Below are 12821 nucleotides of genomic sequence, written 5' to 3' on the forward strand. Positions count from 1 at the left end.
GAAGGCGCCGCGGCCCAAAGCCGCGGCGTTTTCTCAAAAAGATTTGTGTTTCCGCATCACGCGGATAGCTTCTAGGCTGGCTTCGGCATCCGCGTAGACGGCCAGCCGGTTGGAGGAAATCATGACCGATACGACGTCCAACCCGCAGGCCGACACCGCGCGCGCCTCGGAACTCGGCGCGGTCGCCCGGTTCCTGAAGGCGACCGAGATCGACACCCGCATGCTCGGCATGATCGGCGCCCTGCTGCTGATCTGGGTCGCGCTGCATGTGATTTCGAGCCTGCGTCTCGGCGTCAATCCGCTCGATTTCGACAGCCGCACGTTTCTCACGCCGCGCAATCTGTGGAACCTGTCGGTGCAGACGTCCGCGGTCGCCATCATGGCTTGTGGCATGGTGCTGGTCATCGTCATGCGCAACATCGATCTGTCCGTCGGTTCCGCCGAGGGCCTGATCGGCATGGTCATGGGTTTTGCGCAGGTGCATTTCCTGGTTCGGTTCGTGGGGCTTGAACTCGGCAACCCATGGATCTGGGTCCTGGCTCTGGTCATCGGCCTGGCGCTCGGCCTTTTGATCGGCGCCTTCCAGGGCTTCGTCATTGCCTATCTCGAAGTGCCGGCCTTCATCGTCACGCTGGGCGGCCTGCTGGTCTGGCGCGGCGCCGCCTGGTGGGTCACGTCAGGCCAGACGGTGGCACCGCTCGACGCCACCTTCCAGCTGATGGGTGGCGGCCCGGCCGGATCGATCGGCGCCACCTGGAGCTGGGTCGTGGGCATCGTCGCCTGCCTGGCCGTCGTGTTCGCGCTGTTCAACGGGCGCGTGCAGCGCAAGCGCTTCCGCTTCCCGCTGCGGCCGGTCTGGGCCGAGACGCTGCTCGGCGCCGTCACCTGCGCCGTCATCATGGGCGCGGTCTGGCTGGCCAACTCCTATCCATGGCCGATCGGCATCGTGAACCGCTACGCGGCCGCCAACAACATCACCGTACCCGAGGGCGGCCTGTTCATCGCCCACGGCATCGCGATACCGGTGCTGATGGCGGTCGCCGTCGGCCTGGTCATGACCTTCATCACCAACCGAACCCGTTTCGGCCGTTATGTCTTTGCCATAGGCGGCAATCCGGAAGCGGCCAATCTCGCCGGCATCAACACGCGCTGGATCACCATGAAGGTGTTCATGATCATGGGCGTGCTGGCCACGATCGCAGCCGCCATTTCGTCGGCCCGGCAGAACTCCTCCACCAATGTGCTTGGCACATTGGACGAGCTGCTCGTCATTGCCGCGGCCGTCATCGGCGGCACGTCGCTTGCCGGCGGCTCGGGAACGATCATCGGCGCCATGCTCGGCGCATTGCTGATGCAGTCGCTGCAGTCGGGCATGGTGCTGCTCGGCGTCGACTCGCCGCTGCAGAGCATCGTCGTCGGCGCCGTGCTGGTCATCGCGGTGTGGCTCGATACCGTCTATCGCAAGCGGGTTTAGGGATACGATCATGGCTGACAAAACCGCTCCCGCTACTGCCCCCGCAACCGCCCCCATGGGCACGCCGCTGGTCGACATGCGCAACATCTCGATCGCCTTCGGCGGCATCCGTGCCGTCGACGACGCGTCGATCGACCTTTTCCCGGGCGAGGTCGTAGCGCTGCTCGGCCACAACGGCGCCGGCAAGTCGACGCTGATCAAGATCCTGTCCGGTGCCTACAAGCGCGATGCCGGCCAGATCTTCGTCAATGGCGAGGAGGCAGCGATCTCCAACCCGCGCGACGCCAAGAAATACGGCATCGAGACGATCTACCAGACGCTGGCGCTGGCCGACAATGTCGATGCCGCCGCCAATCTGTTCCTCGGCCGCGAGCTGATGACCGCCTGGGGCACGCTCGACGACGTCGCCATGGAGGCCGAGGCGCGCAAGGTGATGGGGCGGCTCAATCCCCGCTTCCAGCGCTTCAAGGAGCCGGTGATCAAACTGTCAGGCGGACAGCGGCAGTCGGTGGCGATCGCACGCGCCATCCTGTTCAACGCCCGCATCCTGATCATGGACGAGCCGACGGCGGCACTCGGCCCCCAGGAAACGGCACAGGTCGGCGAACTGGTCAGGCAGCTCAAGTCCGACGGCATCGGCATTTTCCTGATCAGCCACGACATCCACGACGTGTTCGAGCTCGCCGACCGGGTTTGCGTGATGAAGAACGGCCAGGTGGTCGGCACGGCACGCACCACGGACGTCACCCAGGACGAAGTGCTGGGCATGATCATCCTGGGCAAATGTCCTCCAGGTGCCATACCGGGGCCGGGGGCGCTGAGGATCGCCGCCTGAGGCCGGCCGCAGGCCGGCCAGGCCGCTCGGGCACGCCCCGTTGCCGTTCACGTGATATGCCAGTGATCACGATGGCTTGGCCTGACCATTGTGTTGGCCCGGCGAGTTGCCCATAAAGGTCCTGTTTTGCTCATGGACCGCATCATCCGTTGAAGAAGCTTTTTCCAATCGTCGCGTTCATAGCCGTTGCATTGATCAGCATGACCATGGCGGGGTTCGCTTATTTCGCGACGCAGGAGGCCGCCCGCATTAAGTTCGAAGGGGCGGCCGATGACGCCCTCAACCGGATCGAGAGCCGCATCGACCTGCATCTGTCGCTGTTGCGCTCGACACAGGCCCTGTTCGATGCGCGCAACGGCGATATTTCCCAGAGCGAGTTCAAGGCCTTCTTCAAGGCGCTGGATATCGACAGCAATTTTGCCGGCCTGCGCGGCATCGGCTTCCTGCGGCTGGTCAAGACGGGCGACGAAGCCGCAGTGGAGCGCGACATCCTCCACGATTTCGGCGCCAGCCATCCGGTCTATCCGGATACGACGCAGCCCTGGCGCACGCCGATAGCCCTTTTCGAGCCGCTGGATCCGTCCAACCAGGCCAGCATCGGCTATGACATGTTCAGCGAGCCGGTGCGGCGCGTGGCGATCGAAAAGGCGATGGCCGACGACCAGCAGCATGCAAGCGGGCTGGTGCAGCTCGGCCAGGGCACGGGCGTCGCGCAGACCTTCACCGGGTTCCTGGTCTTCGTGCGGCTCAATGTGGAAACGGCGCCGGAGGTCATCAACGCATCGCGATCCTCGACCGCCGGCTTTCTCTATGCCGCCTTCCGGGCCCGGGACCTGTTCCAGATCGCGCTGAGCCGTGCGCCGCTGCTGCCGGTCAACACAGAGATTTACGACGGAGCGGTGAACGGCGACAATCTGTTGTTCCGCTCGGAGACGCCACCGGTTTCATCCCTGGGAGACCGGCTGCTGGTCACCCGCAAGATGACCGTGGCGGGGCGCCCTTGGACCGTTTTGTTCAGGCCGACCAGCGCCTTCACGCAACCCTCGTCGCGCGCCATCCCCGTCATGCTGGGACTGTTCGGCCTGCTCCTGGCCGGTGCCATCGCGCTGGTGGCGCGCTACCAGGAGCGGGCCTATGACGCCGTATCGGCCTTGCATGAGACAACGGAAAAGAGCCTGCTCGAAAAGGACCTGATGCTGCAGGAGATGAAGCATCGCATCAAGAACTCGATCACCAGGGTGCTGGCGATCGCGCGGCAGACGGCGTCGCGGGCCACCGACGTCAATGAGTTCTCCGCTTCCTTCTCGGCCAGGCTGCAGGCGATGGCCGCCTCGCAGGATATGCTGACGCGCTCGCGCTGGCAGAAAGCCGACCTTGCCGATCTGCTGCGAATCGAGCTCGGCCAGGTGTTCGGCAAGGAACTGCCGGAGGGTCTCCTGTCAGGCCCGGAGGTGCTGCTCGACGAAACCACGACGCAGGCGCTTGGCCTGACCTTTCACGAACTCGCCACCAATGCGCTGAAATATGGTGAAGCCGGCAATTCCGCCAATTCCTCCAAGGGAGATTGGGCGCTGAAAGTGAACTGGTCGCTGGAAGGGCGTGGGCGCGAGCGGATGCTGGCGCTGAACTGGCGGGAAGTCGGGAAAAACAGGATCGAGGCGCCGGCCGTAACCGGATTCGGCACCAAACTGATCGACCTCAACGTCACGCGCGAATTGCGCGGCACGATCAAGCGCGATTTCCAGGCTGACGGCCTGAAGGTGGAAATCAGAATTCCGTTGGTCGGCTAAAATCCTGCCGGTCGCCAGCGTCGAACGCTAAGAAAATCCGGAGGCCGGACATGGCCCCCGGATCTGTATTCCATCAGAGCGGTTCAGCGTTTCATGGAATCGCCGAACAGCTCCTGGAAATGCTTCGATCGCTGAATTAGTTGCAGCGGGCCGTGTAGATCCGGCCGCGATGATCGCGATACTGGCAGTAGCCGTTGCGCAGGTTGCGAACCAGCAGGCCGGACCCGGCACCGACGGCCGCGCCGATCAGCGCGCCCTTGCCGCCGCCGACCAATCCGCCTACGCCCGCGCCGATCAAGCCGCCGCCGACGACGTCCTGCTCAGTCGTGGTGCAGCCGCTGACGGCAACCACCGCAACCATGGCAATAAGTATTTTCCGCATAGAGTCACTCCTCACTTGTGTCCACACTTTAGTAAGCTCCAACCGCCATTTAGCACGAAACGATGGCCTTTGCTGCTGCAAATTTATTGTTGGCCAAGGTGGTCTTTTTCTGGGCGGATCGTGTTCGATGCCATGACGAGGTTGGAAATCACCAACGAAGCGTCAAGGCTACCGTCCGGCCGCACCTTCCAGGCAATTTGATCGTAGTCGTCCTCCAGCGCAGGGTCGACCGCGAGGCATTTGGCGACGATATGCTGCGCCTGTCCCTGTACGTCGCCCATCGCGAAGGGGCGCTCAGCGGTGCATTCGTCGGCTGTTGCAAAAACACTGACTGGGACCTGCAATTCCCGACATTCGGCCATCGAGTTCGAGCAACCGATCACCAGTAACAACGCGGCTATGTGTTCCATGACAGATGTTCCTCTGGCCGCAATAACGGCCAACATCGTCAAAAAGTTCCTGTCCTTCCAAGGGAGTTACGCGATACTTGGATGACAACAGGGCAGGACCTAAGTCAGGTCGACTGCCAGACAACGGCCAGCAACATTGTCACGGTCAAGGCAAGAAGGAGCCCCTTCGCCAAACCCTTATCTGCTCGAGGGGGTGTTTCTACGGAGGATTCGGCTTCCAGAAATTCGCCCATCGAAATACGTGCGGCTTGTTCCAGTCTGTTCATGTCGGCGACTGTCAAGACATCCTCCGGTATCGCGCTGCAAGCCTGCAAACAATGTCCGACGGCGGGGCAGGTTCCGGCGGTATCCGGGAAAACAGCATCCGCCCTCATGGTGAATAGCCGGTTAAGAATCGCTGCTTGCCGAGGCTCTCACTGCGTCTCGAAATTGCTGTGCGGAACGACAAGGCGATATTCGAGGTGGCCGCCGCCGATATCGAGGTCCGCGGTTCCGTTCAGGGATGCTGGCACCACCCGCTCCAAGGCGACGCTGCCGAATCGCTTTTGACCGCCGCGATCGTTGTCGGTCCCTATCGTTTCGGCCCATGTCAAAGACAGGGCTAACTCCCCCGTGGCGGCGGCGTCGAGGTTGGCGGTGACCTCGACGAAACCGTCAGGCCGGGACAGGGCGCCATAGCTGACGGAGTTGACGGCGAGTTCGTGCATCGCCAGGCCGATATGCAGCGCGGCGTTGGGATTGAGGTAGGGATTGGCGCCACGGAAGCGCAGGCTGTGCGATGGGTTCGCTCCGTAGCGGCCGACCTGGCTCGCCACCAGCTCATGAAGGGCTGCCCCTCGCCAGTTGGAGGATGTCACCAGATCCTGGGAGGACGCCAGCGACTGCAGCCGGCCGCGGAAGCGCGTCAGGAAGTCGCCGACGCCGTCGGAATAACGACCGGTCTGGGTCGCGATGCTCTGGATGATCGCCAGCAGGTTTTTCGAGCGGTGGCTGACTTCACGCAGCAGCGTCGTCAATGTCTGTTCGCGCCGCTTCTGCTCGGTCGTCTCGACCATGGTGGTGACGACGCCTTGTACATCGCCATCGTCGCCTCGGTCGGCATCGACCCAAATCTGAAACCAGCGGACGCCATTCTCGACCGGAACACTGATTTCAAGGCGCTGAGGATCGCCGGTCGCGACCACATCGTGCTTGGCGGCGCCGATGCGATCGGCCTGCGCCGTCTGCAGGATGCCGTTCCCGTCGGCATCGTCGGAAGCCCAGGGCGCGCGCATGTTGCGGGCCCATACGGTCTTCATCTCGCGATCCTGGTAAAGGACGGAAATGCCGGCATTGTGCAGCGCGTGGAGAAGAGCCCGACCAAGCTGCATGCCACTTTCGGCCGGATGCATGGCGATGACTTCATCGCTCCGTGCGCCTTCCGTTCTATCTGAAGTCCTGGAGCGCATCGATCAAATCTGTCCACCCAACTCAGGCTGAACGGCTCACTGTCGAATGGGTTCCCCTAAAAGCGGTCCGCCGGACGGTGTCCATTGAAGGACCCCGCCCGGCGGTGGCTGGAAACCGTTTGAGGGGTGCGGCTTCCAGTGTTCACCTGATGAGCCGTCAGGCTCATGCCCTCTTGAACAGGCCGGCCAGAAGCGAAATGACCAGGAAAGCGAGGAAGATAAAGAACAATATCTGCGCGATTCCGGCGGATGTGCCGGCGATGCCGCCGAAACCAAGCGCGCCGGCAATAATCGCCACGACGAGAAATACGAGCGCCCAGTACAGCATGGTCCATCTCCTTCGAATGATGCGATAAAAACGTGGGTGGATGCGGTTTGTTCCACCATTCGCCGAAAAAGACGGGGCTTGCAAATCGTTCCGGGCAGCGCCGGCTGGAAATTCGCCGGTAGCCGATCCGGCTTGTCAAAAAAGGCCGACGGATGGGTCGCATCCGGCGGCCTTTCTTTGATCTTGTCCGGCTTCCGGAGGCCGCGATCTATGCGGCAGCCTTGGCCTGCCGATCGAAGAACAGCGCCTGGCTGATCAGTGCCTTCACCATGTCGGGATTGAACGGCTTGGTCACGAGGAAGGCGGGTTCGGGGCGCTCTCCGGTCAGGAGACGCTCGGGAAAGGCGGTGATGAATATCACCGGCACCGATGTCGAGGAGAGGATTTCGTTCACGGCCTCGATGCCTGAGCTGCCGTCGGCGAGCTGAATATCGGCCAGCACCATCTTCGGTCGGGTCTTGCCGAACATTGTCACCGCTTCGGCATGGGTACGCGCCGTTCCCACCACCCGATGACCGAGGCTCTCGACCATCTCCTCTATGTCCATGGCAATCAGGGGTTCATCCTCGATGATCAGCACGTCGGTCGCCACCTGGCGTGAGATCTCGTTGCTTGCCTGGGCAAGCAACTCGGAGAATTGCTGGTCGCCGACATCGAGGATTTCGGCCGCCTCGTCCTCGCTGAAACCTTCGACGGCAACCAGCAGGAAGGCCTGGCGCGGAAGCGGCGCGATGGCATTGAGATTGGCGGCCGCGCGCTGTTCCCACGCCGATTGTGCCTGCTCCTGCGGGACGCGGATGGCAACCGATGTGAAGAGCTTGGCGAAAACCTTGTACAAGGCGATCCGGTCACTCGATGCCTCTGGGAAGATCTCGATGTCGGCGATGATGGCTTCGAGCATCGCGGCGACCAGCGCGTCGCCGCTCTCTTGCGATCCCGAGACGGCACGCGAAAAGCGGCGCAGGAACGGCAGGTGCGGTGCGATGGTGGCGGATAAACTCATGGTAAGACGTCTCCCTCAGATGACGCGAGTGCACGGATTGCAGGTCAAGCTTGTTGCAAGCCCCGCTAATACAACGCGGGTTTTCCGAAAAAGTTCCGGCCTATATGGAACGAATAGATGGGAACGGCGTTTGATATCGGGATGGGCAACCCAGACGAGGGTGTCGCTTGCCTTGTGTTGTGTTGTTATGAGCGGCTTGGGCGCTGGGACTATAAGGGCGAAATGAAGGATATGACGAAAGATATTTTGGCTGGCGCCGCGGGCAGGCGCCGGAACGGTGCCGGCGACCCGCTGGGGCCGAACTCCGAAATCGGACGCAAACTCAAACAATATTACGACGAGCTGGTCTCCGACAATGTGCCGGATCGCTTCGCCCAGTTGCTCAGCCAACTGGAACAAGCCGAACCCGCACAGAAGAAGGACTAGATCATGGCCGCGGTCTCCCAAGGCTTCAAGACCGATCTGCTTGGGGCAATCCCAAGCTTGCGGGCCTTTGCCGTGTCGCTGACGCAGAATGCCGACAAGGCCGATGACCTCGTTCAGGAAACGCTGGTCAAGGCCTGGGACAAGCATGAGAGCTTCCAGCCTGGCACCAATCTCAAGGCATGGCTTTTCACGATCCTGCGCAACGAATTCTATTCGCAGATGCGCAAGCGCGGCCGCGAGGTGCAGGACAGCGACGGCATCATGACGGCCCGGCTTGCGGTGCATCCGGCACAGCACGGCCAGCTCGACCTCAAGGATTTTCGCGGCGCCCTCGAGCAATTACCGGAGGACCAGCGCGAAGCCATCATCCTGATCGGCGCATCGGGATTCTCCTACGAGGAGGCCGCCGAAATCTGCGGTTGCGCGGTCGGAACGATCAAGAGCCGCGTCAGCAGGGCTCGTACACGCCTTCAGGAAATCCTGAAAATCTCCGGCGAGGACGAGTATGGTCCCGATGCGATCTCCGCCCAGGTCACGGGCACGGCGGCACATTGAAATACGGGCTGCATCACGGCAATTCGAGTGCCGTCGCGTCAGTCTTAGCCGGGGGAGCCGCGACCGTAGGCTAGCGCCACCGCTTCAACGAGGTCTTCGCCTGAATAGGGCTTGGTAACCAGCCTCACCCCGGGAAAGGATGCCTTGATCTCGTCCGCATCGGAGTAGCCGGACGCAAACACGAACGGGACGCCGGTCTCCCGCAAGCCCGCGGCGAATTCGAGCGTCGAAGCGCCGCCCAGCATCAGATCGACAATGGCCGCGTCGAAATGCGTCGCGACCTTACGGCCGTCGATCTCGGCCAGGTCGCGGGCAACCACCACCTCGCCCGCACCGTGGTCACGGCAGAGTTGCTCGACATCCATGGCTATGAGGAATTCATCCTCCAAGACAAGAATGCGCAATCCGTCAAGTAATTGGGGCACAGGCAATCGCTCCTTGAAACGCCGGGATTCATGATCGCAATTTGGGGTCTTGTCATTTAAAAAAGACATGCGCCGGCGACGAAACAGCGATCTCGGGCAAGCGCGTGAAACTGGCCTGCCGACCGGCAGACTTTCGCAACGGGGGATCGAAATGCCAAGCCAGATCGGGCGCTCTTCTTCAAGCCGGCAATATCCTTGCGAGCAGTGCCCATTACGGCCCTTGCCGGTGTTCCGGGAGTTCGAGAAACCGGAGCTGGCCTTCATCAGTAAATTCAAGAAGGGCGAGCTCACGGTCGACAAGGGTGCCACTGTTCTCGTGGAAGGAAGCCACAGCGCCCATCTCTACACCGTGCTGTCCGGCTGGGCATTTCGCTACAAGCTGTTGCAGGACGGCCGCCGACAGATCCTCAATTATCTCATGCCTGGCGATCTCATCGGCCTGCAAGGCAGCGTCATGGGGGAGATGCAGCATTCCGTCGAGGCCCTGTCGCCGATGCTGCTTTGCGTGTTCGAACGCGATAACCTGCATGAACTCTACCGCAACCATCCCGGTCTCGCCTACGACATCACCTGGATCGCGTCGCGCGAAGAGCGCATGCTGGACGAGAACCTGCTCAGTCTCGGCCGCCGCAGCGCGATCGAGCGTGCCGCCTATCTTATCGCCTTCATCGCCAGCCGCGCCAAGGTCGTCGGACTGAACGGCAAGCAAACCATCCAGATTCCGATCACGCAGCAGCACATCGCCGATACGCTTGGCCTGTCGCTCGTTCACACCAACAAGACGATCCGCAAGCTGATGGACCGCCAGCTGATCGTCTGGCGCGACGGCGGTTGCGGGGTCGTCGACAATGAAGGGCTGAAGCAGCTCGCCGGCTGGGAGGGGCTGGGCGAGGGCCGCCGGCCATTGATCTGACACCGCACTTCTTGCCAGGGCGGCGGATCGGGTGCGCATGACCGGGTTTTCGGCTAGTTTGTCCGGGCATCGGAACTTTGGGACGCACGGCGCGTTTGAAATCGAGCAATCACAAGGAGTTAAGCAATGGCAACCGCCGCAAGCAAGACCGCCAACGAAGCGCGGACGAATCCGGATCTCGAAGCCGACATCAGGCAGTTGAAAGCCGATATCGACAAGCTCACCAAACAGCTGGCCAAGACCGGCGAACACGGCTACGGCACGGCGCGCCGGGCGGCGGCCGAAGGCGTCGAACAGCTGCGCGCCCAAGGTGAGGCCGCCTTCGACAGCCTGCGCGGCAACGCCAGGGATCTTGAGGCGCAGATGGTGGCAAGCGTACGCGAAAAGCCGGTGACGTCTCTTGCAATCGCCGCTGGCGTCGGCTTCCTGTTCGCACTGCTGGCGCGTCGCTAGTTCCGCCGAGATGGGACTGCTGGCTTCCCTGCTCTCGGCTTTCGCCTCGGGTGAAACAATGGCCGCCGTGCGGCGCGCGCGCACGGCGGCCGTCGTCTACGCGTTTGCAGCGTTGGCGGCATTCTGCGGCCTCGGCTTCCTGGTCGGGGCAGCTTATATCTGGACGTCGGTGCGGTATGGATCGCTAGCTGCCGCGATTGGTTTCGGTGTCGGCTTCCTGGTAATCGCGGGCCTTGTTCTTCTGATCCACCGGCTGATGGCGGGCGCCCGGGTCCGCCGCGAGGCAAGGCGGCGCAAGGCCGACATGAAGGCGATCGGCATTACGGCCGCGCTCGCCGTGCTGCCGACATTGCTGAAGGGAAAAGGCGGACTAGGGGTTATTCTTGGTCCGGCCGTGGCACTGGCGGCTTATGCCATCTACCGCGAGAACGTGAAGCCGGACACCGATCATCCGGATGCCGGCGAGGAGTAGTATGTCGGCACCTGCACTGCCTCGTCTCACTCCGACAGATCTTCCAGCGGCATCGATATTTCGGCGAAGACGCCGTCCGGCCGGAATTCATGGGTCACTTCGCTCGAAATGACCTTGGCCAGACTGCGCCGGATGAGGATCGAGCCAAAGCCGTGCCGCTCGGGTGGGGCAACTTCAGGACCGCCGCTTTCGCGCCAGGTGAAAACGAGGCGCCGGTCGCCTTTCCTGCCTTGCGCCTTCCAGCCGAGATCAACCTTGCCCGATGCAACAGACAGCGATCCATATTGCAGCGCGTTGCTGGCCAGTTCGTGCAGGATCAGCCCGAGCCCGACGGCCTGATCAGGCGACAGCAACAGATCGGCGCCGGAGATCGTCAAGCGTGGCTGGTCGGCGGTGTCGAAGGGCTTGATCTCGATCTGGACGAGTTCACGGATGCCGATGCCGCGCCATTCGCGGTCGGACAGCAGACCATGGGCAATACCCAGGGCCTGAAGCCGCGCGCGGAAGGCCTCGAGGAATTCGCTCGGCTGGCGGGCATGGCGCACGGTCTGCGTCGCCAGCGCCTGGACCGTTGCCAGCGTGTTCTTGACACGGTGGTTGAGTTCTCTGAGCAGCAGCCGTTGCCGTTCGTCGCCAAGCTTGCGTTCCGAGATGTCGTAGTTGACGCCGAAAATCAGCGTCGGCTTGCCGTCGCCATCGCGCTCGATGACACTGCCGCGCGTGGCCACCCATCGCGGTGGATGAAAGCCTTTCACCCGGTATTCGCCGAAATAGTCGTCGCTGCCGGTCAAGGCGTCGCGAAAGCGGGTTTCGGTTTGATAGACGTCGCGCGGGTCGATGGCGGTCAGGATGTCGCGCGCCCGCAAACGCGTCGAGCGCGGCAGGTTGAACAGTTCGGACAGCCTGACGTCGCACTCGATCATGTCCGTGCGGATGTCCCATGCCCAGCTGGCGAGTGACGCCGCGTCGAGGGCGATGGCGCGCCGCTTTTCCTCGCGCGCGAGTGCGGCCTCGGCGATCGCGCCGCTGCGGGTTGCATCCTTCAGGGTGAACAGGCTGCCGGCGAGACCGGCGAGCATCGTCAACTGGTCCAGTGTGGCGCTGGACGGAAAGACATGGGGTTTGCGATCCATCACGCACAGCGTGCCGATCCTGGCGCCGGCCACGAGCATCGGTGCGCCTGCGTAGAAGCGCACATGATGCTCGCCTGTGACCAGCGGGTTGTTCTTGAAGCGGGGATCCGCCGTCGCATCAGTCACCACCATGGGGCCGTCACCGGCGGCGATGGCGTGGGCGCAGAAGGAAATTCTGGTCGCCGTTTCCGTTTCGTCGAGGCCAAAGCATGACTTGAACCATTGCCGCTCGAGATCGACAAGCGTGACCAGCGCTATCGGTGCCTGCATTACGGCCGCGGCGAGGTTGCTGATGCGGTTGAAATCCACGTCGATCGTCGAATCGATCACCTCCAGCCCACGCAGCACGGCGAGCCGGTCTTCGTCCTTCACCGCGCGCGCGACCTCGGCCGGCAGACCCAGCGCTGCTTCTGCCTTGCTGCTCACCCAAGTCCCCAATGCCCAGTCCCGACTTCCGCCGTCCTGTTGGTCTCTTCGCCGGCACTGGTCCGGCTTGCCTGGAACCATCCTAGCGAGGAACCGTTACCCGACCATGTTTTGCCGGCCGCGTCAGCCGGCGCAAATCGAGACAAGGGCCGATCATGACCAAGATCATTCCCGAAAACAAAGCGCGTCAGGGACGGTGGGGCTGGCATGTCTTGTATATCCTGATCGCCGCGCTGCTCCTGAGCTTCGCGGCCTGGGGTGCCGCTGAAATCTATGGCCGGGCGGCCAAGACACCGGCGACCGAGCAAGGAAGCGCGCCGAGCGGCTAGTTTTTTGGCTTTCGTCGTT

At 62.5% G+C, this 12821-nt stretch carries 17 protein-coding genes; 9 read left to right on the forward strand and 8 right to left on the reverse strand.

Annotated features, from left to right (window positions below; genetic code table 11):
• Positions 1-121 precede the first annotated feature (121 nt).
• The 3 genes from EN845_RS17565 (at position 122) to EN845_RS17575 (ending at position 4099) form a co-directional block, all read left to right on the forward strand.
• On the forward strand, positions 122-1474 hold the full coding sequence (locus tag EN845_RS17565) for a sugar ABC transporter permease (protein WP_127277544.1): 1353 nt from the start codon (positions 122-124) through the stop codon (positions 1472-1474).
• A gap of 10 nt (positions 1475-1484) precedes the next feature.
• Positions 1485-2309, forward strand: a complete 825-nt coding sequence (locus tag EN845_RS17570) for an ATP-binding cassette domain-containing protein (protein WP_127277541.1) — start codon at positions 1485-1487, stop codon at positions 2307-2309.
• Positions 2310-2458: 149 nt separating this feature from the next.
• Positions 2459-4099: a CHASE domain-containing protein gene (locus tag EN845_RS17575; RefSeq protein ID WP_127872063.1), complete on the forward strand. Its 1641-nt coding sequence runs from the start codon at positions 2459-2461 to the stop codon at positions 4097-4099.
• A 136-nt stretch (positions 4100-4235) separates the two neighbouring features.
• On the opposite strand, the gene EN845_RS17580 is transcribed toward EN845_RS17575, so the two are convergent.
• The 6 genes from EN845_RS17580 to EN845_RS17600 form a co-directional block, all read right to left on the reverse strand.
• Complete coding sequence (locus EN845_RS17580; protein ID WP_027141909.1) at positions 4236-4481, reverse strand: YMGG-like glycine zipper-containing protein; 246 nt, start codon at positions 4479-4481, stop codon at positions 4236-4238.
• 83 nt (positions 4482-4564) lie between these two features.
• Positions 4565-4891 (reverse strand): hypothetical protein, encoded by a 327-nt coding sequence (locus EN845_RS17585; protein ID WP_127872062.1) that lies wholly within the window; start codon positions 4889-4891, stop codon positions 4565-4567.
• Positions 4892-4995: 104 nt separating this feature from the next.
• Positions 4996-5172: a hypothetical protein gene (locus tag EN845_RS35520; RefSeq protein WP_167531410.1), complete on the reverse strand. Its 177-nt coding sequence runs from the start codon at positions 5170-5172 to the stop codon at positions 4996-4998.
• Positions 5173-5304: 132 nt separating this feature from the next.
• On the reverse strand, positions 5305-6339 hold the full coding sequence (locus tag EN845_RS17590; RefSeq protein WP_127872061.1) for a sensor histidine kinase: 1035 nt from the start codon (positions 6337-6339) through the stop codon (positions 5305-5307).
• Positions 6340-6502: 163 nt separating this feature from the next.
• Complete coding sequence (locus EN845_RS17595; RefSeq protein ID WP_027031438.1) at positions 6503-6667, reverse strand: DUF1328 domain-containing protein; 165 nt, start codon at positions 6665-6667, stop codon at positions 6503-6505.
• A 208-nt stretch (positions 6668-6875) separates the two neighbouring features.
• Positions 6876-7670 carry a response regulator gene (locus EN845_RS17600; protein WP_127280180.1) on the reverse strand — a complete coding sequence of 265 codons (795 nt, stop codon included), beginning with the start codon at positions 7668-7670 and terminating at the stop codon, positions 6876-6878.
• Positions 7671-7892: 222 nt separating this feature from the next.
• Between EN845_RS17600 and EN845_RS17605 the strand changes: the two genes are divergently transcribed.
• Together EN845_RS17605 and EN845_RS17610 are read left to right on the forward strand one after the other, a co-directional pair.
• The gene (locus EN845_RS17605; protein ID WP_127280183.1) at positions 7893-8096 is read left to right on the forward strand and encodes a NepR family anti-sigma factor; all 204 of its coding nucleotides are present in this window, start codon (positions 7893-7895) and stop codon (positions 8094-8096) included.
• A 3-nt stretch (positions 8097-8099) separates the two neighbouring features.
• Positions 8100-8651, forward strand: coding sequence for an RNA polymerase sigma factor (locus EN845_RS17610; protein ID WP_010911883.1), 552 nt, complete (start codon positions 8100-8102; stop codon positions 8649-8651).
• A gap of 44 nt (positions 8652-8695) precedes the next feature.
• Here the strand turns inward: EN845_RS17610 and EN845_RS17615 are convergent, their stop codons facing one another.
• The gene (locus EN845_RS17615; RefSeq protein ID WP_245464483.1) at positions 8696-9076 is read right to left on the reverse strand and encodes a response regulator; all 381 of its coding nucleotides are present in this window, start codon (positions 9074-9076) and stop codon (positions 8696-8698) included.
• Between the two features lie 151 nt (positions 9077-9227).
• On the opposite strand from EN845_RS17615, the gene EN845_RS17620 reads away from it, so the two are divergent.
• The 3 genes from EN845_RS17620 to EN845_RS17630 all read left to right on the forward strand — a co-directional run bounded on the left by EN845_RS17620 (position 9228) and on the right by EN845_RS17630 (position 10914).
• A complete protein-coding gene (locus EN845_RS17620; protein ID WP_127872060.1) occupies positions 9228-9989 on the forward strand; it encodes a Crp/Fnr family transcriptional regulator in 762 nt (253 codons plus the stop codon).
• 126 nt (positions 9990-10115) lie between these two features.
• Positions 10116-10442 carry a DUF883 family protein gene (locus EN845_RS17625; RefSeq protein WP_127872059.1) on the forward strand — a complete coding sequence of 109 codons (327 nt, stop codon included), beginning with the start codon at positions 10116-10118 and terminating at the stop codon, positions 10440-10442.
• 10 nt (positions 10443-10452) lie between these two features.
• A complete protein-coding gene (locus EN845_RS17630) occupies positions 10453-10914 on the forward strand; it encodes a hypothetical protein (protein ID WP_127872058.1) in 462 nt (153 codons plus the stop codon).
• A 26-nt stretch (positions 10915-10940) separates the two neighbouring features.
• Here EN845_RS17630 and EN845_RS17635 read toward each other — a convergent pair whose 3' ends face one another.
• Entirely contained in the window at positions 10941-12473 is a 1533-nt protein-coding gene (locus EN845_RS17635; RefSeq protein WP_127872057.1) for an HWE histidine kinase domain-containing protein, read from the reverse strand.
• Between the two features lie 155 nt (positions 12474-12628).
• On the opposite strand from EN845_RS17635, the gene EN845_RS35525 reads away from it, so the two are divergent.
• Positions 12629-12802, forward strand: a complete 174-nt coding sequence (locus EN845_RS35525) for a hypothetical protein (RefSeq protein ID WP_167531409.1) — start codon at positions 12629-12631, stop codon at positions 12800-12802.
• The last annotated feature ends 19 nt before the right edge of the window (positions 12803-12821 follow it).

Origin of the sequence: Mesorhizobium sp. M8A.F.Ca.ET.202.01.1.1 (assembly GCF_004791595.1) — a bacterium.
Taxonomy (GTDB): Bacteria; Pseudomonadota; Alphaproteobacteria; order Rhizobiales; family Rhizobiaceae; genus Mesorhizobium.

What these genes read in the sequence shown, in the direction of transcription:
- EN845_RS17565 (WP_127277544.1), top strand. Translation starts at nt 122, where the DNA reads ATGACCGATACGACGTCCAACCCGCAGGCCGACACCGCGCGCGCCTCG.
- EN845_RS17570 (WP_127277541.1), top strand. Translation starts at nt 1,485, where the DNA reads ATGGCTGACAAAACCGCTCCCGCTACTGCCCCCGCAACCGCCCCCATG.
- EN845_RS17630 (WP_127872058.1), top strand. Translation starts at nt 10,453, where the DNA reads ATGGGACTGCTGGCTTCCCTGCTCTCGGCTTTCGCCTCGGGTGAAACA.
- EN845_RS17590 (WP_127872061.1), bottom strand. Translation starts at nt 6,339, where the DNA reads ATGCGCTCCAGGACTTCAGATAGAACGGAAGGCGCACGGAGCGATGAA.
- EN845_RS17625 (WP_127872059.1), top strand. Translation starts at nt 10,116, where the DNA reads ATGGCAACCGCCGCAAGCAAGACCGCCAACGAAGCGCGGACGAATCCG.
- EN845_RS17595 (WP_027031438.1), bottom strand. Translation starts at nt 6,667, where the DNA reads ATGCTGTACTGGGCGCTCGTATTTCTCGTCGTGGCGATTATTGCCGGC.
- EN845_RS17620 (WP_127872060.1), top strand. Translation starts at nt 9,228, where the DNA reads ATGCCAAGCCAGATCGGGCGCTCTTCTTCAAGCCGGCAATATCCTTGC.
- EN845_RS17580 (WP_027141909.1), bottom strand. Translation starts at nt 4,481, where the DNA reads ATGCGGAAAATACTTATTGCCATGGTTGCGGTGGTTGCCGTCAGCGGC.
- EN845_RS17585 (WP_127872062.1), bottom strand. Translation starts at nt 4,891, where the DNA reads ATGGAACACATAGCCGCGTTGTTACTGGTGATCGGTTGCTCGAACTCG.
- EN845_RS35525 (WP_167531409.1), top strand. Translation starts at nt 12,629, where the DNA reads ATGACCAAGATCATTCCCGAAAACAAAGCGCGTCAGGGACGGTGGGGC.
- EN845_RS17610 (WP_010911883.1), top strand. Translation starts at nt 8,100, where the DNA reads ATGGCCGCGGTCTCCCAAGGCTTCAAGACCGATCTGCTTGGGGCAATC.
- EN845_RS17600 (WP_127280180.1), bottom strand. Translation starts at nt 7,670, where the DNA reads ATGAGTTTATCCGCCACCATCGCACCGCACCTGCCGTTCCTGCGCCGC.
- EN845_RS17605 (WP_127280183.1), top strand. Translation starts at nt 7,893, where the DNA reads ATGAAGGATATGACGAAAGATATTTTGGCTGGCGCCGCGGGCAGGCGC.